We start from the raw sequence: 19315 nt of genomic DNA, 5'->3' as shown, positions 1-19315 counted from the left end.
CCGCCCGGCGATCAGGCCGAAAGGGCCTTGAATTCGGCGAGGATCGCGTCGCCCATCTCGGTCGTGCCGACCTTGCGGCAGCCTTCGGCCATGATGTCGCCGGTGCGGATGCCCTTGTCGAGCACGTTGGCGATCGCCTTTTCCAGGCGGTCGGATTCGGCCACCATGTTGAAGGAATAGCGCAGGCACATGGCGAAGGAGGCGATCATGGCGATCGGATTTGCCAGCCCCTGACCGGCAATGTCGGGGGCCGAGCCATGGACGGGCTCGTAGAGCGCCTTGCGCTTGCCGGTCTTGGCGTCCGGCGCGCCGAGCGAGGCCGACGGCAGCATGCCGAGCGAGCCGGTCAGCATGGCGGCGACGTCGGAGAGCATGTCGCCGAAGAGATTGTCGGTGACGATCACGTCGAACTGCTTGGGCGCGCGCACCAGCTGCATGCCGCCGGCATCGGCCAGCATGTGGTCGAGCTTCACATCGGCGAACTTGGCCTTGTGCGTCTCGGTGACGACCTGGTTCCAGAGCACGCCCGACTTCATGACGTTGCGCTTTTCCATCGAGCAGACACGGTTCTGGCGGGTGCGGGCCAGCTCGAAGGCGACCGAGGAGATGCGCTCGATCTCATAGGTGTCATAGACCTGGGTGTCGATGGCGCGCTTCTGGCCGTTGCCGAGATCGGTGATGGTCTTCGGCTCGCCGAAATAGACGCCGCCGGTCAGCTCGCGCACGATCAGGATGTCGAGGCCTTCGACCAGCTCGGGCTTGAGCGAGGAGGCATTGGCGAGCGCCGGATAGCAGATGGCCGGGCGCAAATTGGCGAACAGCTCCAGATCCTTGCGCAGACGCAGGAGCCCGGCTTCCGGGCGGACCTCATAGGCCACGCTGTCCCACTTCGGGCCGCCGACGGCGCCGAAGAGCACGGCGTCGGCCGCCAGCGCCTTGGCCATGTCGGCTTCGGAGATCGCAGCGCCATGCGCATCATAGGCCGCGCCGCCGACCAGACCCTCGTCCGTGGTGAAGCCGGCCGCCATCTCCTCGTTCATATAGGCGATGATCTTGCGCACTTCGGCCATGGCCTCCGGGCCGATGCCGTCGCCGGGCAAGAGGAAGAGATTGCGCGTTGTCATGAAACCCTCCGCGGAAAAACAAGCTGCGGCTTCTTAGACGCGGGGGGCGAGCGTTTCAAGCAAGGAGAGAAGGGCGCGTGCCGCAGGCAAAAGAAAAGCCGGGCAAGGAGCCCGGCCTGTCTCGTTCAGCATCTCGTCGATCCCAGAGCATCGGACTGAAAATCGTACGCAGTTCGCTGCTCTAGGCTTTCGTTTCCGCATCGGATTTATCCGAAAACCGGTTCCCACTTTTCGGACCGATGTTCTCGTGGATCAGGCAGCCCAGGGGCGGGCGGCGGCATTGGCCTTTTCGAAGCTGTCGATGTCGTCGCGCTTTTCCAGCGTCAGGCCGATGTCGTCGAGGCCGTTCAGCAGGCAGTGGCGCTTGAAGGCGTCGATCTCGAAGCTGATCTTGCCGCCATCGGGGCCGGTGATTTCCTGGGCCTCGAGATCGACGGAGAGAACGGCGTTGGAGCCGCGCGAGGCATCGTCCATCAGCTTGTCGAGGTCCTCAGGGCTGACCACGACCGGCAGGATGCCGTTCTTGAAGCAGTTGTTGTAGAAGATGTCGGCAAACGAGGTGGAGATCACGCAGCGGATGCCGAAGTCGAGCAGCGCCCAGGGGGCATGCTCGCGCGAGGAGCCGCAGCCGAAATTGTCGCCGGCCACGAGGATCTGCGCATTGCGATAGGCCGGCTTGTTCAAGACGAAATCGGCGTTCTCGCTGCCGTCTTCCTTGTAGCGTGCTTCGGCGAAAAGCCCCGTGCCGAGGCCGGTGCGCTTGATCGTCTTCAGATAGTCCTTGGGGATGATCATGTCGGTGTCGACATTGACGACGGGCAGGGGGGCGGCGACGCCGGTAAGCTTGACGAACTTGTCCATGATGCGGCTCTCGTTCCAGACAGTGAGACGGCGGGCGTCAAGTGATCCGGACGGGTCTGCCAGCCACGCCGGAGACGTCTCCGCCCCGATCGCTGCCTTGAGCCCCTCTTGGGCCCCGCCGAAGCAGGACCCGGTCCGGATGTGTGAAGCACCCTTTCGGCGTCGCTTTAGCCGAAAATGACGGAAAAATGAAGGAGATTTTCCCTGTGCAGCGCAGGGCACGCGCCGCCTCTGTCGCGCGGCCCGAGCCTGCCTGTCTCAGAGGTCGATGATCGTGCCGCGGCCATCGTTCCAGATGCGCGGTTCGCGGCCGGAATTGCGAGCGGCATCGCGGTTGCTCGCGGCCTGGGCGCTGTAAGAATTGGAGCGGGCACGCACCGGTGCGGGCTTGGCCGAGAAACGGGCCGACAGCGCCGAGCCGATCATGGCCAGAGAGACGAGACCCGCCAGGATGAGACCGAGCGAGGCGGTGAACACGAAAGCAGCCAGCACCAGGAGAAGGCCGATGGCCGAAAGGGCGATGGAGCGAAGGCTTTGCATCAACAGGTCCTTGATCTGAACGAGACCCCGAAAAGCGGGATCCTCTTCGTCCCCTCATATGGGAACGCGACCGATGCGACGCAAGCACAACGACCCCGGCCGATGCCTCCTCGTCTCGCTTGCGAAAGTGGCGAAAGCCGGGCATCAACAGAGTATGGACTCTTCAACAAATCGTCATCCGGCCCGTGTGCGTCGGTCCGTTCTGACCGTTCCGGCCGACAATCCACGGGCGCTGGCCAAGCTGGCGAGCCTTGCCTGCGACGCCGTGATCTATGACCTCGAAGACGCCGTGGCGCCCGAGAACAAGGCCGCCGCGCGGGCCGCGCTGGTGGCGCATCTCGACGCGCTTTCGCCGGACAGGCATGCGGGGCTAGACAGGCATATGGGGAAGGATCCGGTCGAACGGATCGTGCGCATCAACGCGCTTTCCGCGCGCGAGCAGGGGCCGGCCAATCTCGGCCTCGCCGATCTCGAGGCGGTGCTGCCTTTCGCGCCCGACGCCATTCTTCTGCCCAAGGTGGAAAATCCAGGCGATGTGCAGCAGGTGGCCGATCACCTCGAAGAGGCCGATGTGCCCGCGACGGTGCGGCTCTGGGCGATGATCGAGACGCCGCGCGGCCTTCTCAACGTCGCGGCGATCGCGGCAGCGGGCCGCACCAGCGGCGGCCGGCTGGATTGCCTCGTGCCCGGGCTCAACGATCTGGCCAAGGCCACCGGCGTGCTGCCGCAGCCGGGCCGGCCCTATCTGGTGCCCTATCTGATGCAGGTGCTGCTCGCCGCCCGCGCCTTCGGGCTCGATGCGATCGATGCGGTGTTCAACACGATTTCGGATGGCGCGGGCTTTGCCGAGGAATGCCGCCAGGCGCGCGCCATGGGCTTTGACGGGAAGATGCTGATCCATCCCGCCCAGATCGCTCCGGCCAATGCGGCCTTCGGTATCGATCCGGCCGATCTTGCCCGCGCCCGGGCGATCATCGCCGCCTTCGCTGAGCCCGATCAGGCGGGCAAGGGGGTGATCCGGCTTGATGGCGAGATGGTGGAGCTTCTCCACCTGGCGCAGGCCGAGCGGCTGGTGGCGCGCGCCGCGCACCTTGCCGCCCGAGACGGCACGACGATATAAGCTCAGGCCAAGGAAAAGCGTCCGGCGGGATCGGACCCGAAACAGGAGACACCGATGAAGCTCTACCGCTTCCTGACAGCCCCCGACGATGCCAGCTTCTGCCACAAGGTGACGGCGGCGCTCAACAAGGGCTGGGAACTCTACGGCTCGCCGACCTATGCCTTCAATGCCGACACGCAGCATATGCAATGCGGCCAGGCCGTGGTGAAGGAGGTCGAGGGCAAGGAGTATGACCCCGAGATCAAGCTGTCCGAGCAGTAAGCAGGACAAGGCGTGCGGGGGGAAGGCCCCGCCGCGCGGCAAGACCGGAGAGCGGCAGTCCAGGCGCTATCCGGTCTGATTGAATGAGATCGGCGCCTCTAAAGCCTTTTATGTGAAGCATAATCTGATCGATCTTCGTTTCACGCCGATCGGATTATGCTTTAGCCGCCCACATGCTCCACGCTGGCCTCGATGCGCTCCATATCGTCGTCGGACAGGCCGAAATGGTGGCCGATCTCGTGGATCAGCACATGGGTGATGATGTCGCCGAGCGTCTCGTCATTCTCGGCCCAATAGTCGAGGATCGGGCGGCGGTAGAGGATGATCTTGTTGGGCAATTGCCCGGTTTCCAGCGTGAAGCGCTCGCCGATGCCGCGGCCTTCAAACAGGCCGAGCAGATCGAACGGCGTTTCCAGCGCCATGTCCTCAAAGACGTCTTCGCTGGGAAAATCCTCGATCTCGATGATCAGGTCCTGCGCCAGCGCGCGGAATTCGTCCGGCAAATGGCCATAGGCCTCCATCGTCAGCGATTCAAATGCGCTGATCGTCGGTGCGTGACGGTCACGCCAGTCGTCTGTCTGGTCGATACGGGCCATGGACACTCCTTGTTGTCTCTATATAGCGGTTTTCACGCTCTTGACGAGAGTTCGCGAAATTTGCCCCCATCTGAGACCGGCGCCGTCACCTGTTCTTCATCATTGTCTCGCCCGGCGCCTGTTTCTGCACTCTCTGAGTATAGGGGCTGCAGACTGTTCGCGGCCTGCGCGATTCCGGCTTGTGGATAGGTTGCGTCAGGAATAAAGTCATAATTTCCGGCGTTGACTCTTCCGCCATCCTCTGGAATCAATTCGAACATAACAGGAACGAAATCCAGCGGGAGTGACCGTCATGGTGCAGACGACCATGGCGCGCGAGCGGCTTTTTGCGCTGCGCGAACAGATCGCCAAACTGGAAGGCCACGCGGCGCCGGCGCTGGTAGCGCAGGCCCGCGCCGAAGCGCTCAAGGCCTGTCTGGACGCCGAAGAGACGGATGCACCGGTCGGCGCACAGGATTATACTCCTGTCCCCGACCGGCTTGCCTTGCGGATTCCGGCGCTGGATCAGGCGCTCGAAGGCGGTCTGCCGCTCCAGGCGATCAGCGAGATCCGCGCCGAGAGCCATCGCGATGCCGGCGCGGCCAGCGGGCTGGCTTTGGCGCTTTCGGCCTGCCTGCGGGCCCGGCATGCCTCTGGAAATCCCGCAGAAGGTCCGCAAGCTTCACCCCGCCGGGCTGGCCAGCCGCTGGTCCTGTGGATTTCCGACCGTTTCTGCAGCCGGGAGGATGGCCGGCCCTATGGGATCGGGCTGGAAGGGTTCGGCCTGCCGTCCGCAGCGCTGATCGAGGCCCGGCCGCGCCGGCTGGAGGAGGCGTTGTTTGCCGCCGAGGCGGCGCTGCAGAGCGGGCTTTTCTGCGCCACCATTCTGGAAATTGCCGGCAATCCCAAGGGATTCGGCCTGACGGAAAGCCGCCGCCTCAGCCTGCGCGCCAAGGCTGCCGGCCGTCCGCTCCTGCTTCTGCGCCTCAGCGGGGCGGAGGAGGCGGGCAGCACGGCGCTGCGCCTGCAGGTGGCGGCCGCCCCGGCGCAGGCACGCCGTCTGCCGGATGGCACGCCGCTGGCCGGCAGCCTCGGCAATCCCGTTTTCCGCGTGACGCTTGAAAAGAGCCGCCTTCCCGCCCCCTTGACCTTCCTCCTGGAGTGGAACCCCCATGCCTGCCAGTTCCTGCCCGTCGCCTCTGCTGACGATGCCGCCCTTGCACGCCCAGCGCATTCTGGCGCTGTTCCTGCCGCATCTGGCCACCGACCGGCTGCGCCGCCGCGACAGGCGGGCCGGATCAGCCATGGCTGATGCCGGACAAGGCGCGGCGGCCGGCGCGGGGCAGGGCGGGCCTGCGGCAAAGAATGCGGGGGCCGGCAAGGGGGCCGGCGCCTGTCAGGGCCAGCAGGAGGCGGGCGAAGGCGAGACCCTGCTGGTCTGCGCCGGCCAGCGCGGCAATGCCATGGCGCTCACCGGCCTGTCACCCAGTGCCGCTGCGCGGGGCTTACGCCTGGGCCAGCCTCTGGCCGAGGCACGCGCGCTGTTTCCCGGTCTCGATGTGCGGCAGGAAGATGCGGCGGCCGACCGCCAATGGCTCGAGCAGCTGGCCGACTGGTGCGACCGCTATACGCCGCTGGTCGCCTGCGATCGACCGGACGGGCTGCTGCTGGACATTACCGGCTGCGCCCATCTCTTCGGCGGGGAGGCGTCCCTTCTCGCGCAGGTTCTCCGGGAAATCGGCGCGCTCGGCTTGCATGCCAAGGCGGCGATTGCCGACAGCGCCGCGCTGGCCGGTGCCGTGGCGCGTTTCGGCCCCGGCGGCGTGATCGCGCCAGGAGGGGGGCGGGCGGCCCTGGCGCCGCTTCCGGTCGCCGCGCTGCGGCTGGAGGCCGGCGTGGTTACGGCGCTCCACAAGCTCGGCCTGCGCCAGATAGAGGCGCTTCTGGATGCGCCGCGCGCGCCGCTCGTGCGCCGATTTGGCCCGGATCTCCTGCGTCGGCTCGATCAGGCGCTGGGCGCGCAGGGCGAGCCGATCTCGCCGCGCCGGCCCGTGGCGCCCGTTTCGGCCGAGCGGCGGCTGCTGACGCCGATCGACACGGTCGAGGCGATCCTGTCGCTGCTCGCGCCGCTCGCCGAAGCCTTCCTGCCACAGCTCGAAGAGCGGGGCACGGGCGGGCGGCTGTTCGAACTCGTGCTGTTCCGCGTCGATGGCATCGTGCTCCGGCTCAGTGCCGGCACGTCCGCGCCCCTGCGCAGCCCGGCGCGCATCGCCGCCCTGTTTTCCGCCCGGCTTGCCAATCCGCAGACCGTTCTCGATGCCGGCTTCGGTTTCGAGATCGTCAGGCTGAACGTGCTGCATGACGGCCCTTACAAGACGGAGCAGGGCCGGCTTCAGGGAGCGTCGGGGGAGGCGGAGGCCGGGGAACTGTCGCTCGGCGCCTTTCTCGATTCCATCGCCGCCCGCTTCGGCGATCATTTTCTGCTGGTCGGCACCCATCGCGAGAGCCATCTGCCCGAGCGCGCCGTCGAGACCCTGCCGGCTGCCCGCGCGCTGCTGGCGCCGGCGCAGGGGCGGGCCGCAGGCCAGACCCTGTCTCCGGTCTTTGCCCGGCCCCATCGCCGGCCGATCCGGCTGCTCGATCCGCCCGAGCTGATGGAGGCCTTCGCGGCCGAGGTGCCGGATGGACCGCCCGCCGCCTTTCGCTGGCGCCGGCTGCGCCATCAGGTGCGCCATGCCGAAGGGCCGGAGCGCATTGCCCCCGAATGGTGGCGCGACGGGCAGGGGGCGGCCACGCGCGATTATTTCCGGGTGGAGGACGAGGAGGGCTATCGCTTCTGGATCTTCCGCGACGGCTTTTACGATGCCGCCCACCTGCCGCGCTGGTACATGCACGGCTTCTTCGCATGAGCCCGCGCGATGAGAGCGGCGAAGGCGCGTCCCGGCCGGCTGAACGCCTTGGCGCCAATGTCGCGCGTCTCGAGGGCCGTGCGCGCCGGCCGCCGCGCCCTGACAGCCTGTCCGAGAGCATTCAGCGCTCCACGCTCGCCTTTGTCGAGATCGGCGCGCGCAGCAATTTCTCCTTTCTCGAAGGCGCCTCCTCGCCGGAGGAAATGGTGGAGCAGGCGGCGCGCATGGGCCTTGCCGGCCTCGGCCTTGCCGATCGCAACAGCGTGGCAGGCGTGGTGCGGGCCCATGCGCATGTGAAGGCCTTCGCCCGGCGGCGAAAGGAGGCGCTTACCTTCCTGGCCAGTGAAGGCGCTTCCGCGGCGCGAGAGCATGGGCGCGGGGCCGAAGCCGGTGCTTCTTTGCCGGAGTCCGAATCTTTATCCGACACGGATGAAGGGGAGGCCGGCGGTGTCGGGACGGAGGATGAGGAGGCCGAGCGGCGTCGGGCCGAGCGGCTTGCCAAGGCGCGGCGGGATGTCGTCCTGCCTGAAGATTTCGTCTTTCGCCCCGGCGCCCGGCTGGTCTTTCGCGACGGCACGCCCGACATTCTCGCCTTTGCCACCGATCGCCCGGCCTGGGGCCGCCTCTGCCGGCTCCTGAGCCAGGGCAATCTGCGGGCGCATAAAGGCAGCTGCCTGCTCGACGAGGCCGATCTCCTGCAATGGGGGGAGGGACTGATGCTGGCCGTGCTGCCGGATGCCGGATTCCATCATGGCGCGACGGAAGACGCCGTCCCTGCCACGCCATGCCCTGCGCAGGGCGATGCTCCGGCTGCTGCCGGTCAAATCCCTATGGCGCCTGCGGTCCGGCTTGAGGGGCTTCTGCGCCGGCTCGGCCAGCGCTTTCCCGGGCAGGTGCATCTGGCGCTGTCGCCCTGCCATGACGGCGAGGATGGCTTCCGCTTCGCCTGGCTGTCAGCGCTGGCCGACCAGGCCGGCGTGCCGCTGATCGCCACCAACCAGCCGCTCTACCATCATGCCGATCGTCGCTCGCTCGCCGATGTCGTCACGGCCATTCGCGAGGGTGTTCCGGTGATGCAGGCCGGATTTCGCCTCGCCGCCCATGCCGAGCGCTGCCTGAAGGACGGGCGGGAAATGGCCCGTCTCCTGCGCGCCCATCGCGTGGCCGTGGACAATGCCGCCCGTTTCTTCAGCCGGCTTACGTTCTCGCTGGACGAGATCTCCCATAATTATCCCGACGAGAGCCAGCCCGGCGAGACGCTGTTTCAGACCCTGGAACGGCTGACCTGGGAGGGGGTTTCCAGGCGGTACCCAAAGGGCGCTTCGGACAAGACAAAGCGACAGATCCACCATGAGCTTCAGCTGATCAAGAGCCTCAAATATGAGGGTTATTTCCTCACGGTCCACGGCATCGTCCATCATGCGCGCCACGAACTTGGCATCTTGTGCCAGGGGCGGGGCTCGGCCGCCAATTCCACGGTCTGCTTCTGCCTGGGGATCACCGAGGTCAATCCGGAGGAGCGCTCGCTCCTGTTCGAGCGCTTCGTCTCGACCGCGCGTGACGAGCCGCCGGATATCGACGTCGATTTCGAGCATGCCCGGCGCGAGGAGGTGATCCAGGCGATCTATGACCGCTATGGCCGCAACCATGCCGGCCTGACGGCGGCGGTGACGAGCTATCGCGCGCGCTCGGCGGGCCGCGAGGTGGCCAAGGCCTTCGGCCTGCCGGCCGACATCCAGACCGCCTTGTCCAACGCCGTCGGCGGCTGGTGGACGGAGGCGCTCAAGGCCGGCGATGCAAGGCTGGCCGGGCTTAATGCGGAGGATCCGGCAATCCGCGCGGTGCTGCGCCATGCCGCCATGCTGGCCGGCTTTCCGCGTCATCTCACCCAGCATGTCGGCGGCTTCGTCATCACCCGCGACCGGCTGGACGAGATCGTGCCCGTGATGAACACGACCATGCCTGATCGCATCATGATCGAATGGGACAAGGACGACCTCGACCAGGTGCGCCTGTTCAAGATCGACATCCTCGCGCTCGGCATGCTCACCTGCATGGCCAAGGCCTTCCGCCTGCTGGAGGCGCGCTATCAAAGGCATCTTTCCCTCGCCAGCCTGTGTCTGGACGCGCAGGACGATGTCTATGACATGATCTGCCGGGCCGATACGATCGGCGTGTTCCAGATCGAGAGCCGGGCGCAGATGAGCATGCTGCCGCGCCTGCGCCCGCGCGAACTCTACGACCTCGTCATCGAAGTGGCGATCGTCCGTCCCGGGCCGATCCAGGGCAATATGGTGCATCCCTATCTCAAGCGGCGCGAGATGGTGAACCGGGGTGAGGCGATCACCTATGAATATGAAAAACTGAAGGATGCGCTGGAGCGCACGCTCGGCATTCCCCTGTTTCAGGAGCAGGCGATGCAGATCGCCATCGATGCCGCCGGCTTCAGCCCGGAAAAGGCCGACCGGCTGCGCCGCTCCATGGCCACCTTCAAGCGCTCTGGCGAGGTGGCGGGTTTTCGCGAGGAGATGATCGAGGGCATGGTGCGCAACGGTTATGATGCCGATTTCGCCGCGCGCTGCTTCAGCCAGATCGAGGGCTTCGGCGAATATGGCTTTCCCGAAAGCCATGCCGCTTCCTTCGCGCTGCTGGTCTATGCCTCCTGCTGGGTGAAGGCCTATTATCCCGATGTCTTCCTGGCGGCACTCTTGAATTCCCAGCCCATGGGCTTCTATGCCCCGGCGCAGCTGGTGCGCGATGCGCACGAGCATGGGGTGGAGGTGCGCCCTGTCGACGTCAACCATTCCGACTGGGAGACGGTGCTCGAGGAGGGAGACTGGCGGGGAGAGCGGCTGCATCCGCGCCATCAGTCGATGTGGCGCGTCATCCGGACCCGCCATGCCGTCCGCCTCGGCTTTCATCAGGTCAAGGGTGTGGCGCAGGAGCGGATGGACGTGCTGCTTGATCGCAGGACGACGCCCTACCGCACGGTGCGCGATCTCTGGCTACGCACGCGGCTGGCGCCTGCCGAGCTCGAACGGCTTGCCGATGCCGATGCCTTCGCCTCCATGGGCCTCACGCGGCGCGAGGCGCTCTGGGCCGTGCGCGGGCTGGAGCGCGAAGGGCCTGTCGACGCCCTGCCGCTCTTTGCGCAGGCGGTGAAGACCGATGCGACAGCGACCGGGGATCGGCACGCGCACGCCCGGACTGAACAGGGGGAGGCAGCCGCGAAGGCGGAGGGCCCCGAGGAGCCGGATGCCTTTGCTGAGCTCCTGCGCGAGCCGCCGGTCACTCTGCCTGATATGACGCCGGGCGAGGAGGTGATCGAGGATTACCGCGCCCTGCAGCTGTCGCTGAAAGCCCATCCCGTCGCTTTCCTGCGCCAGCAGCTGCGCGACAGGGGGGCTGTGCCGGCCCAACGCCTGGCCGAGCTGGCGCATGGCTCCGATGTCACCATCGCCGGGCTGGTGCTGGTGCGCCAGCGGCCGGGCTCGGCCAGGGGCGTGATCTTCATGACGGTGGAAGACGAAACGGGCAGCGCAAATGTCATCGTCTGGACCGATGTCTATGGCCGCTATCGCCGCGAGGTGATCGGCGCGCGCCTGGTGCAGGTCTCCGGCCGCCTGCAGCGCCAGAACGAGGTCATCCATCTCGTCGCCCGCCATCTGGAGGATCTGACGCCGATGCTCGGCCTGCTCCAGACTCAGGCGCGCCGCTTCGGTGTCAGTCCGCGCGCGGACGAAACCCTGTCGGGCTCCGGCGATCCGCGCGACAAGCGCGCCGCGATCGCGGCCGAACGGGCGGCGATGGAGCGCCGTCTGGCCGCAGGCGCCGCCGCAGCCGTCATGCCCAAGGGGCGCAACTTTCATTGAGGAGATTTGTAAGAGTGATCTTTCGCAAGCGCCGCAGGGGCCCGCAACTCACCTGGATTTTTCTTGACAATCACTCTCCTCTTTTGAAATATCGTTGGCGAACCGACGCCGTTACCGGCCCTTGTTTGCAGGCGAAGCCATGTTGGTATGCAGCTGTAATTTCATTAGCGAACGCGACATCGAACAGGCGATCATCGATCTTCTGAATGAAGACTGTTGGCAGCTGATCGTTCCCGCAAAAGTCTATCATTTCATGCAAAAACGCGGCAGGTGCTGCGGCTGTTTTCCGAACGTGGTGGACATCATCGTTCGCACGACGGAACGGTATCATGCCGAACACCCCTCGACTGAGGAGGAAAAATCGGTATTTATGGCCCGCCTAAAACAGTTTCATGAAGATAATAGGAGGGCAGATCTTGAAAGGCGACACAAGAGTCATCGAGCGGCTTAACGAGGCGCTTCATCTCGAGCTTGGTGCGGTAAACCAGTATTGGTTGCATTTCCGCCTGCTCGAGGATTGGGGCTATACGCTCCTGGCCAAGAAGGAACGGGCCGAATCGATCGAGGAAATGCAGCACGCCGACAAGCTGATCGCGCGCATCATCTTCCTCGATGGCCATCCGAATTTGCAGACCGTCGCTCCGCTGCGCATCGGCCAGAACGTCAAGGAAGTTCTCGAGGCCGATCTCGCCGGCGAATATGACGCCCGCGCATCCTACAAGACCTCCCGCGACATCTGTCATGAGGCTGGCGACTACGTCACGATGAAGCTGTTCGAAGAACTGCTGATCGACGAGGAAGGCCATATCGACTTCCTCGAAACCCAGCTGCAGCTGCTGAACACGATCGGGCCGGAAAAATACGGTCAGCTCAACGCCGCCTCCGCCGACAAGGCCGAGGTCGGTTCGGAAGACGCCTGAAGCGTTTCGATCAGCCTGCTCTGTGTCGCGGTGCAGGCTGTTTCCCGTGAAACAGTGTCAGACGAGGGGCCGTCAATCCCGGCCCCTCTACCCTTGCCTTAGAGCATCGGACTGAAGAATAGCACTCAGTGCGATGCTCTAGATTTTTGTTTTTGCATCGGATTTTTCCGAAAACCGNAGGGGCCGTCAATCCCGGCCCCTCTACCCTTGCCTTAGAGCATCGGACTGAAGAATAGCACTCAGTGCGATGCTCTAGATTTTTGTTTTTGCATCGGATTTTTCCGAAAACCGGTTCCCACTTTTCGGTCCGATGCTCTAAGGCCTCAGCGCGCCATTGGCCGCGACATAGATCGCGTGCAGCGACTGGGTGGCGGTGACGAACAGCCGGTTGCGGCGCGGCCCGCCAAAAGCCAGATTCGACACTCGTTGCGGAAAGGCGATGCGCCCGAGCGACGTGCCATCGGGCGCGAAGACCTGAACGCCCTTGCCCGCAGCCGCCCAGACATGTCCCGCCGCGTCCACCCGCAGCCCATCCGGTCCGTGTTCGGCGTCGAGCGGGTAAAAGACCGAACCGCCGGACAGGCGGCGCCCCTCCTGCACGTCGAACATGCGGATATGGCGCGGACTGCCGCTGTCGACGATATAGAGCCGGCTTTCATCAGGGGAAAAGGCCAGCCCGTTGGGCTGCTCGAAATCCTCGCAAACCGCCTCGACCGCGCCGCTTCTGGGATCGATGCGGTAGACGCGGTTGCGCGCCTGCTCGATCTCGGATTTGTAGCCCTCGTAATCGCTCAGGATGCCGTAAACGGGATCGGTGAACCAGACCGCACCGTCGGAGGAGACCACCACGTCATTCGGCGAGTTCAGCGGCTTGCCGTCGAAGCGATCGGCCAGAACGGTGATGGTGCCGTCGATCTCGGTGCGGGTCACCCGGCGCAGGCCGTGCTCGCAGGACACCAGCCGGCCTTCCCGGTCGCGCGTGTGGCCATTGGCGTAGTTCGATGGCCCGCGAAAGACGGAGACGCTGCCAAGCCCGTCGGCTTCGGGCGAAAAGCGCAGCATCCGATTGTTGGGAATGTCGCTCCACAGGAGCAGGTTCTGGTCGGCGAACCAGACCGGGCCTTCGGCCCAGCGGCAGCCGGAATAGAGCAGGTCCGGCAGGGCATGGGACTGGATCAGATCGGCAAAGCGCGGATCGTGATGGGTGTAGAGCGGTGTGTCGGTCATGATTCTCCTCCGTCACGTCAGGCGAGAGCGGATCGCCGGCCGTGCCTCCTATGTGTTCCTGCCGCATGGCCGGGCAGCGCGCGCCGGCCGGGACCATGCCTCATGATGGGCGTTCACCGCGCCCTATGCTTCTGAAGGGGCGGACCTCCTCCCGATCCGTCCCCTCGTCTTGCGGCGCGCAAGGCGTTCAAGCCCTGCGCGCCGATCGGCTCAGCGCGAATAGGCGGCGCTGAGCAGAGCCCGGGTATAGGCCTCGCGCGGGTTGGAGAACAGCGCCGCCGTCTCGCCCTCTTCCACGATCTGCCCACCCTGCATGACGATGACATAGTCGGACATGGCCCGGATGACCGACAGATCATGGCTGATGAAGAGATAGGAGAGGCCGTGGCTGGCCTGAAGCCCGCGCAACAGCTCGATCACCTGCCCCTGCACCGAGCGGTCGAGCGCCGAGGTCGGCTCGTCGAGCACGACCAGGCGCGGCTTGAGGATGATCGCGCGGGCAATGGCGATGCGCTGCCGCTGGCCGCCGGAAAATTCATGCGGATAGCGGTTGCGCGCGGTGGGATCCAGCCCGACCTCCTGCAGCGCCGCCACGGCGCGGGCATCGCGCTCAGCCTTGGAGAGCTGCGGCTCGTGAACATAGAGCCCCTCGGTGATGATCTCGCCCACGGTCTGGCGCGGCGAGAGCGAGCCGAACGGGTCCTGGAACACCAGCTGCATATCGCGCCGCAGCGGCCGCATGGCCTTGCGGTCGAAGCCGGAAATGTCGCGCCCGTCGAACAGCACCCGGCCGGAAGAGGGGGTGAGCTTCAGCAGCGCCCGGCCAAGCGTCGACTTTCCTGAGCCGGATTCTCCGACGAGGCCGATGGTCTGCCCCTGGCGCAGGTGGATGTCGGCGCCGTGAACGGCGGTGAAGAGGCCGGACTTCTTCAGGAAGCCGCCAGCGATCTTGTAATCGACGCGCACCTTGCGGCCTTGAAGGATCACCGGCGCGTCCAGCGCAGGCGGCGCCTTCTCGCCGCTTGGCTCGGCATCGATCAGCATGCGGGTATAATCCGCCTTGGGCGCGTCGAATACCGCGCGTGTGGTTCCGGTCTCCACCACCTCGCCCCGGCGCATCACCACCACCCGGTCCGCCACATGGCGCACCACGCCCAGATCATGGGTGATCAGCACCACGGCCATGCCGAAGCGCTTCTGCAGCGATTGCAGGAGGGTGAGGATCTGCGCCTGGATCGTCACGTCGAGCGCGGTGGTCGGCTCGTCGGCGATGAGGATGTCGGGCTCGTTGGCAAGCGCCATGGCGATCATGGCGCGCTGGCGCTGGCCGCCGGAGAGCTCGTGCGGATAGCTGTCGATGCGCCGCGCCGGCTCGGGAATGCCGACCAGTTCGAGCAGCTCCAGCACCCGGGCGCGGGCGTCCGCCGCCGTGCCGCCGCGATGGTGGCGGATTGGCTCGGCGATCTGCCGGCCGATCGGGTAGAGCGGATCGAGCGAGGTCATCGGCTCCTGGAAGATCATGGTGATCTTGTCGCCGCGGATCGTGTTGAGATCCTTGATCGGCAGCCCGACCATTTCCCTGTCGCGATAAAGTGCGGAGCCGCTTGCCCGGCCATTGGCGGCCAGCAGGCCCATGATCGCCATCATGGTCTGGCTCTTGCCGGAGCCGGATTCGCCGACCACGGCCAGCGTCTCGCCGGCCCTGACGTCGAGATCGACGCCCTTGACAGCCTCCACCGCACCATCAGGCGTGTCGAAGACGACCTTGAGCTGGCGCACGGCCAGGATCGTCTCACCCGTTGCCGTCGCCGCCTGCGCAGTCCTGCTTTTCATGTTCGTGCGTGCTGTCATCTCAGCGGTCCCTCGGGTCGAGCGCATCGCGCAGGCCATCGCCGACGAAGTTCAGCGCGAACAGCGTCACCACGAAGAAGGCCGATGGGAAGATCAAGAGCCAGGGCGCGGACTGGATGTTGTTGGCGCCCTCGGCGATCAGCGCGCCCCAGCTCGTCAGCGGCGCCTGAACGCCGAGGCCGAGGAAGGAGAGGAAGCTTTCGAGCAGGATCACCTTGGGCACGATCACGGTGACGAAGACGACCACGGGGCCGATCGTGTTGGGGATGATGTGCCGGCGGATGATCTGCCAGTCCGACAGGCCGAGCGATTCGGCCGCGCCTACGAATTCGCGCCGTTTCAGCGCCAGCGTCTGGCCGCGCACGATGCGGGCCATGTCGAGCCATTCCACCGCGCCGATGACGAGGAAGATCAGGATGAAGGAGCGGCCGAAGAACACGACCAGAAGCACCACCAGGAAGACGAAGGGCAGCGAATAGAGGATTTCGACGAAGCGCATCATCACATTGTCGAGGCGCCCGCCGACATAGCCGGCCGTGGCGCCGTAGACGACGCCGATGCCCAGCGAGACGAGGCTCGCCAGAAAGCCGACGGCGATCGAGATCTGCCCGCCCAGCATGACCCGCACCAAGAGATCGCGGCCGTTGGAATCGGTGCCGAAGGGGAAATATTCCCGCGTCACCCGGCCCTCGACCACGAGCTTGCGGCCGTCCTCCAGCGTCTCTTTGACCACCGTGTCGTCGAACTCGTTGGCCCGGTCGATATAGCGCGTGGCGCGCGGATCGATCGGCTGGTCGGCGGCAAGCGTGGCGGTGAAGCTGCGGCCTTCGACCTGGAAGGCATCCAGCCGCAGGCGCGCGCGCTGGACCGCGTTTTCCATGGCGCCTTGCAGCGTGTCGGCGCCTGGCCGGGGCTCGAGGCTCGGGGCGATCGAGACGTAGGAGGGGAAGACCTCGTCATAGCTGTGGCTGGAAAACAGCGGGCCAACAAAGGAGAACAGCGCCACCAGCGCCAGCACGACGCAGCCGGCAATGGCGGCGCGGTTGCGCCGGAAGCGGCGCATGGCCAGCGCGAATAGGCTGCGGCCGCGCGTTTCCGGGGCGTGCGGGGCAAGGACAGGCATCTGGGCGAGATCACTCATGGCGCACCCTCGGATCGAGCAGGCCATAGAGCAGATCCACGACCAGATTGAAGACGATGACGAAGATCGCGATCAGAACCACCGTTCCCATCACCAGCGTATAGTCGCGGTTGATGGCGCCGATGACGAAATAGCGGCCGACGCCGGGAATGGAGAAGATCGATTCGATCACCGCCGAGCCGGTGAGCAGGCCGGCCGCGCAGGGCGCCAGATAGGAGACGATCGGCAGCAGCGCCGCGCGCATCGCATGGGTGACGATGACGGTGCGCGCCGGCAGGCCATAGGCGCGCGCCGTGCGGATGTGATCGGCATGCAGCGCCTCGATCATCGCCCCGCGCATCAGCCGCGCGAAGACGGCCAGCTGCGGCAGGGCGAGCGCGATCATCGGCAGGATGAGGAAGCGCAGCGAGCCATCGCCCCAGCCGCCGGCGGGAAGCCATGCGAGGATGACGGCGAAGACCAGCGTCAAGACAGGGCCGACGACGAAATTCGGCACGGTGACGCCCACGGTGGAGACCGACATGACGAGTAGATCGGTGAGGCTGTTCTGGCGCAGCGCCGCATAGGTGCCGGCAGCAACGCCGCCGATCAGCGCCAGAAGCAGCGCCAGCAGGCCAAGCTTGATCGAATAGGGCAGGCCCATGGCGATCAGCTGGTCGACCGTATTGTCGCGATAGACATAGCTGGGGCCGAAATCGCCATGCACGACATTGCTGAGATAGCGCAGATATTGCTCCCAGAGCGGCAGGTCGAGGCCATAGGCCCGGTTGAGGTTCTCCATGGTCTGCGGCGGCAGCGGCCGCTCCAGATTGAACGGACCGCCAGGGGCGAACCGCATCATGAAGAAGGAGATGGTGACGACGATGAACAAGGTCGGCACCGCACTCGCCAGTCGGCGAAGGATGAAGGAGATCATGTCCTGTTCCTGAGGCTTGAGAGCGTCCAGCGCTCTTCTGCACGGGGAGGAACAGGACAGGGCACAGTCGATCTGCTTGGCAAACCACCCTCATCCGATCCTTCAGGCCACCTTCAGCCCAACGGAGAGAAGGTGTCGGAAGCCGGGCGAGGGGGCGCGAAAGGGCGAAATCCCTGTGTCCTGTCCTGTGAGAGTTTGCAAACGCGGCCGCCCTGAGAGCCGCATCCCGCCCGGCGGTCTCACGCCAGGCGAGATGCGGCCGACAAGGGCAACCGCTTTGTCCGTGCTTAGTTGCTGACGCTCAGGAAGCGGCTCAGATGCTGGTTGTTGGCATTGTCGTACCAGCCCTGCACCTTCTTGGAGACGAGCCACAGATCGTTGTTGACGAGGAAGGGCGCAACCGGCTGCTCCTTCATCAGGATCGCCTCGGCCTGGTGCAAAAGCTTCTGCCGGGCCTCCGGGTTCTGCTCGTCATAGGATTTCGCCATCAGGGCATCGTAATCCGCGTTCTTCCAATGCGCATAGTTGAACGTCTTGTTGGTGGAGATGTTCAGCGACAGGAAGTTCTCGGCATCGGCATAGTCGGCCGTCCAGCCGGCGCGGGCTGCGGAGTATTTGCCGTCCTGCTGCAGGTAGGAATAATGCGAGGAGACGTCGAGGTTGACGAGGCTGACCTGGGCGCCGAAGGTGGTCTTCCACATATCGGCGATGGCGGTGGCGACGCGCTCGTGATTGGGGTTGGTGTTGTAGCGGATTTCCAGCGTCAGCGGCTTGCCACCCTCGCCATAGCCGGCCTCCTTCATCAGCTTCAGCGCTTCGTCCTCGCGGTCGAGCTGGCCCTTGTCGGCGAAGTCGGCCTTCTCCGGCGTGCCGTAGCTGGCGATTCCCGGCGGGATCCAGCTGTAGAGCGGCTGCTGGGCGCCCTTGTAGATCTCGTTGGCCAGGAAGTCACGGTCGACCGCCATGGACAGCGCGCGGCGCACGCGCACGTCGTTCATCGGTTCGGAGCGGGTGTCGAAGGTGTAGTAATAGGTCGCCAGAGCCGGCGAGACATGCACCTCCCCGCCAAACTGCTGGCGCAGGCGCGGCAGCTGGTCTGCGGAGAAATTATAGTCCACATGCAGCTCACCCGCCTCATAGCGGCGCACGGCGGCGGCCTGGTCTTCCAGCGGATAGAAGATCACCTTGTCGAGCTTGGTGTTGGCCGCGTCCCAATGTTCCGGGTTCTTCACCAGCGTCAGATGGTCGTTGGCCACATGCTCGGCCAGCTTGAAGGCGCCGTTGGAGACCAGCACGCCGGGCTTGACGAAATCGGCGCCATTCTTCTCGACGCTGGCCTTGGACAGCGGCAGCGCCGTCTGATGCGCCAGGAGCTCCAGGAAGAAGGGCGTCGGGCGCTCCACGGTCAGCTCCAGCGTCTTGGCGTCGATGGCGCGTGCGCCCAGCTGGTCGATCGGCAGCTCGCCCTTGTTGACCTTCTCCGCATTCTTGATCGGATAGAGGATATTGGCATAGGCGGCGGCGGTCTTGGGGTCTTCCGCACGGCGGAACGAGAAGACGAAGTCTTCCGCGGTGACAGGCGAGCCATCCGACCATTTGGCATTTTCGCGAATCTTGAAGGTGTAGGTCAGGCCGTCCTTCGACAGCGTCCAGCTCTCGGCGGCGCCGGGAACGATCACGCCCTTGGCATCATAAAGGGTCAGGCCCTCATAGAGATCCTTGAGGATGAATTCCTCGATATTGATGGAGGTGTGATGCTGATCGAGGGTCGTCGGCTCTCCCGCATTGCCGCGATAAAGTACATTTTCAGCCCAAGAGGGAGCAGCTGCAAAAAAAATTGTGGCTGCGAGAAGCGCCCTCAGTGTCGTGATGCTGGACGTCATCAAAAGATCTCCCGTTTTATATCGTTTGAATTGGGCGCTTTGACGCCCGAAACGTTTTTACCTTGATTTTGTGCCGCAAAAACAAGTCTTTCGACCCGGATTGCCAAGCGGTCAT

17 protein-coding genes are annotated in these 19315 nt (G+C 65.2%); 7 read left to right on the top strand and 10 right to left on the bottom strand.

Annotated elements, in window-relative coordinates:
* Window positions 1-11: 11 nt before the first annotated feature.
* The 3 genes from leuB to BJF92_RS16965 form a co-directional block, all read right to left on the bottom strand.
* Complete coding sequence (gene leuB, locus BJF92_RS16975; protein ID WP_075635936.1) at window positions 12-1124, bottom strand: 3-isopropylmalate dehydrogenase; 1113 nt, start codon at window positions 1122-1124, stop codon at window positions 12-14.
* A gap of 252 nt (window positions 1125-1376) precedes the next feature.
* Window positions 1377-1985 carry a 3-isopropylmalate dehydratase small subunit gene (gene leuD, locus BJF92_RS16970; RefSeq protein WP_075635935.1) on the bottom strand — a complete coding sequence of 203 codons (609 nt, stop codon included), beginning with the start codon at window positions 1983-1985 and terminating at the stop codon, window positions 1377-1379.
* A 258-nt stretch (window positions 1986-2243) separates the two neighbouring features.
* A complete protein-coding gene (locus tag BJF92_RS16965; protein WP_075635934.1) occupies window positions 2244-2525 on the bottom strand; it encodes a hypothetical protein in 282 nt (93 codons plus the stop codon).
* 154 nt (window positions 2526-2679) lie between these two features.
* On the opposite strand from BJF92_RS16965, the gene BJF92_RS16960 reads away from it, so the two are divergent.
* The gene (locus BJF92_RS16960; RefSeq protein WP_075635933.1) at window positions 2680-3645 is read left to right on the top strand and encodes an HpcH/HpaI aldolase/citrate lyase family protein; all 966 of its coding nucleotides are present in this window, start codon (window positions 2680-2682) and stop codon (window positions 3643-3645) included.
* 54 nt (window positions 3646-3699) lie between these two features.
* Entirely contained in the window at window positions 3700-3906 is a 207-nt protein-coding gene (locus BJF92_RS16955) for a DUF1737 domain-containing protein (protein ID WP_075635932.1), read from the top strand.
* A gap of 161 nt (window positions 3907-4067) precedes the next feature.
* On the opposite strand, the gene BJF92_RS16950 is transcribed toward BJF92_RS16955, so the two are convergent.
* Together BJF92_RS16950 and BJF92_RS25270 are read right to left on the bottom strand one after the other, a co-directional pair.
* Window positions 4068-4502 carry a metallopeptidase family protein gene (locus tag BJF92_RS16950; RefSeq protein WP_075635931.1) on the bottom strand — a complete coding sequence of 145 codons (435 nt, stop codon included), beginning with the start codon at window positions 4500-4502 and terminating at the stop codon, window positions 4068-4070.
* Window positions 4503-4534: 32 nt separating this feature from the next.
* Window positions 4535-4762, bottom strand: a complete 228-nt coding sequence (locus tag BJF92_RS25270) for a hypothetical protein (RefSeq protein WP_143524074.1) — start codon at window positions 4760-4762, stop codon at window positions 4535-4537.
* A gap of 32 nt (window positions 4763-4794) precedes the next feature.
* Between BJF92_RS25270 and BJF92_RS16945 the strand changes: the two genes are divergently transcribed.
* The 5 genes from BJF92_RS16945 (at window position 4795) to bfr (ending at window position 12182) form a co-directional block, all read left to right on the top strand.
* The gene (locus BJF92_RS16945) at window positions 4795-5793 is read left to right on the top strand and encodes a hypothetical protein (RefSeq protein WP_075635930.1); all 999 of its coding nucleotides are present in this window, start codon (window positions 4795-4797) and stop codon (window positions 5791-5793) included.
* The gene (locus BJF92_RS16940; protein WP_280938388.1) at window positions 5690-7390 is read left to right on the top strand and encodes a Y-family DNA polymerase; all 1701 of its coding nucleotides are present in this window, start codon (window positions 5690-5692) and stop codon (window positions 7388-7390) included. The genes BJF92_RS16945 and BJF92_RS16940 overlap by 104 nt, the downstream gene beginning before the upstream one ends.
* The gene (locus tag BJF92_RS16935) at window positions 7387-11262 is read left to right on the top strand and encodes an error-prone DNA polymerase (protein ID WP_075635929.1); all 3876 of its coding nucleotides are present in this window, start codon (window positions 7387-7389) and stop codon (window positions 11260-11262) included. Before BJF92_RS16940 ends, BJF92_RS16935 begins: the two co-directional genes overlap by 4 nt.
* Before the next feature lie 139 nt (window positions 11263-11401).
* Window positions 11402-11713, top strand: a complete 312-nt coding sequence (locus tag BJF92_RS16930) for a (2Fe-2S)-binding protein (RefSeq protein ID WP_075635928.1) — start codon at window positions 11402-11404, stop codon at window positions 11711-11713.
* A complete protein-coding gene (gene bfr / locus BJF92_RS16925) occupies window positions 11679-12182 on the top strand; it encodes a bacterioferritin (protein WP_075635927.1) in 504 nt (167 codons plus the stop codon). The genes BJF92_RS16930 and bfr overlap by 35 nt, the downstream gene beginning before the upstream one ends.
* 315 nt (window positions 12183-12497) lie before the next feature.
* On the opposite strand, the gene BJF92_RS16920 is transcribed toward bfr, so the two are convergent.
* From BJF92_RS16920 to BJF92_RS16900, 5 genes are all read right to left on the bottom strand, one after another.
* Window positions 12498-13409, bottom strand: a complete 912-nt coding sequence (locus BJF92_RS16920; RefSeq protein WP_075635926.1) for an SMP-30/gluconolactonase/LRE family protein — start codon at window positions 13407-13409, stop codon at window positions 12498-12500.
* Between the two features lie 210 nt (window positions 13410-13619).
* Window positions 13620-15242, bottom strand: a complete 1623-nt coding sequence (locus BJF92_RS16915; protein ID WP_075636018.1) for an ABC transporter ATP-binding protein — start codon at window positions 15240-15242, stop codon at window positions 13620-13622.
* A 19-nt stretch (window positions 15243-15261) separates the two neighbouring features.
* Window positions 15262-16401, bottom strand: coding sequence for an ABC transporter permease (locus BJF92_RS16910; RefSeq protein WP_075635925.1), 1140 nt, complete (start codon window positions 16399-16401; stop codon window positions 15262-15264).
* Complete coding sequence (oppB, locus tag BJF92_RS16905; RefSeq protein WP_075635924.1) at window positions 16394-17317, bottom strand: oligopeptide ABC transporter permease OppB; 924 nt, start codon at window positions 17315-17317, stop codon at window positions 16394-16396. Before oppB ends, BJF92_RS16910 begins: the two co-directional genes overlap by 8 nt.
* Window positions 17318-17604: 287 nt before the next feature.
* Window positions 17605-19200 carry a peptide ABC transporter substrate-binding protein gene (locus BJF92_RS16900; RefSeq protein WP_075635923.1) on the bottom strand — a complete coding sequence of 532 codons (1596 nt, stop codon included), beginning with the start codon at window positions 19198-19200 and terminating at the stop codon, window positions 17605-17607.
* Window positions 19201-19315: the final 115 nt, after the last annotated feature.

The sequence above is a fragment of the Xaviernesmea rhizosphaerae genome (genome assembly GCF_001938945.1).
GTDB classification, from domain to species: domain Bacteria; phylum Pseudomonadota; class Alphaproteobacteria; order Rhizobiales; family Rhizobiaceae; genus Xaviernesmea; species Xaviernesmea rhizosphaerae.
The sequence above is the reverse complement of the archived record's forward strand: the minus strand, read 5'-3'. Positions and strand labels throughout refer to the sequence as shown.

Coding starts and splice junctions, on each gene's coding strand:
- oppB (WP_075635924.1), bottom strand. CDS start 17,317: ATGATCTCCTTCATCCTTCGCCGACTGGCGAGTGCGGTGCCGACCTTG.
- BJF92_RS16900 (WP_075635923.1), bottom strand. CDS start 19,200: ATGACGTCCAGCATCACGACACTGAGGGCGCTTCTCGCAGCCACAATT.
- BJF92_RS16955 (WP_075635932.1), top strand. CDS start 3,700: ATGAAGCTCTACCGCTTCCTGACAGCCCCCGACGATGCCAGCTTCTGC.
- BJF92_RS25270 (WP_143524074.1), bottom strand. CDS start 4,762: ATGTTCGAATTGATTCCAGAGGATGGCGGAAGAGTCAACGCCGGAAAT.
- BJF92_RS16915 (WP_075636018.1), bottom strand. CDS start 15,242: ATGAAAAGCAGGACTGCGCAGGCGGCGACGGCAACGGGTGAGACGATC.
- BJF92_RS16920 (WP_075635926.1), bottom strand. CDS start 13,409: ATGACCGACACACCGCTCTACACCCATCACGATCCGCGCTTTGCCGAT.
- BJF92_RS16950 (WP_075635931.1), bottom strand. CDS start 4,502: ATGGCCCGTATCGACCAGACAGACGACTGGCGTGACCGTCACGCACCG.
- leuB (WP_075635936.1), bottom strand. CDS start 1,124: ATGACAACGCGCAATCTCTTCCTCTTGCCCGGCGACGGCATCGGCCCG.
- BJF92_RS16960 (WP_075635933.1), top strand. CDS start 2,680: ATGGACTCTTCAACAAATCGTCATCCGGCCCGTGTGCGTCGGTCCGTT.
- BJF92_RS16910 (WP_075635925.1), bottom strand. CDS start 16,401: ATGAGTGATCTCGCCCAGATGCCTGTCCTTGCCCCGCACGCCCCGGAA.
- BJF92_RS16965 (WP_075635934.1), bottom strand. CDS start 2,525: ATGCAAAGCCTTCGCTCCATCGCCCTTTCGGCCATCGGCCTTCTCCTG.
- BJF92_RS16945 (WP_075635930.1), top strand. CDS start 4,795: ATGGTGCAGACGACCATGGCGCGCGAGCGGCTTTTTGCGCTGCGCGAA.
- BJF92_RS16930 (WP_075635928.1), top strand. CDS start 11,402: ATGTTGGTATGCAGCTGTAATTTCATTAGCGAACGCGACATCGAACAG.
- BJF92_RS16940 (WP_280938388.1), top strand. CDS start 5,690: ATGCCGCCCTTGCACGCCCAGCGCATTCTGGCGCTGTTCCTGCCGCAT.
- BJF92_RS16935 (WP_075635929.1), top strand. CDS start 7,387: ATGAGCCCGCGCGATGAGAGCGGCGAAGGCGCGTCCCGGCCGGCTGAA.
- leuD (WP_075635935.1), bottom strand. CDS start 1,985: ATGGACAAGTTCGTCAAGCTTACCGGCGTCGCCGCCCCCCTGCCCGTC.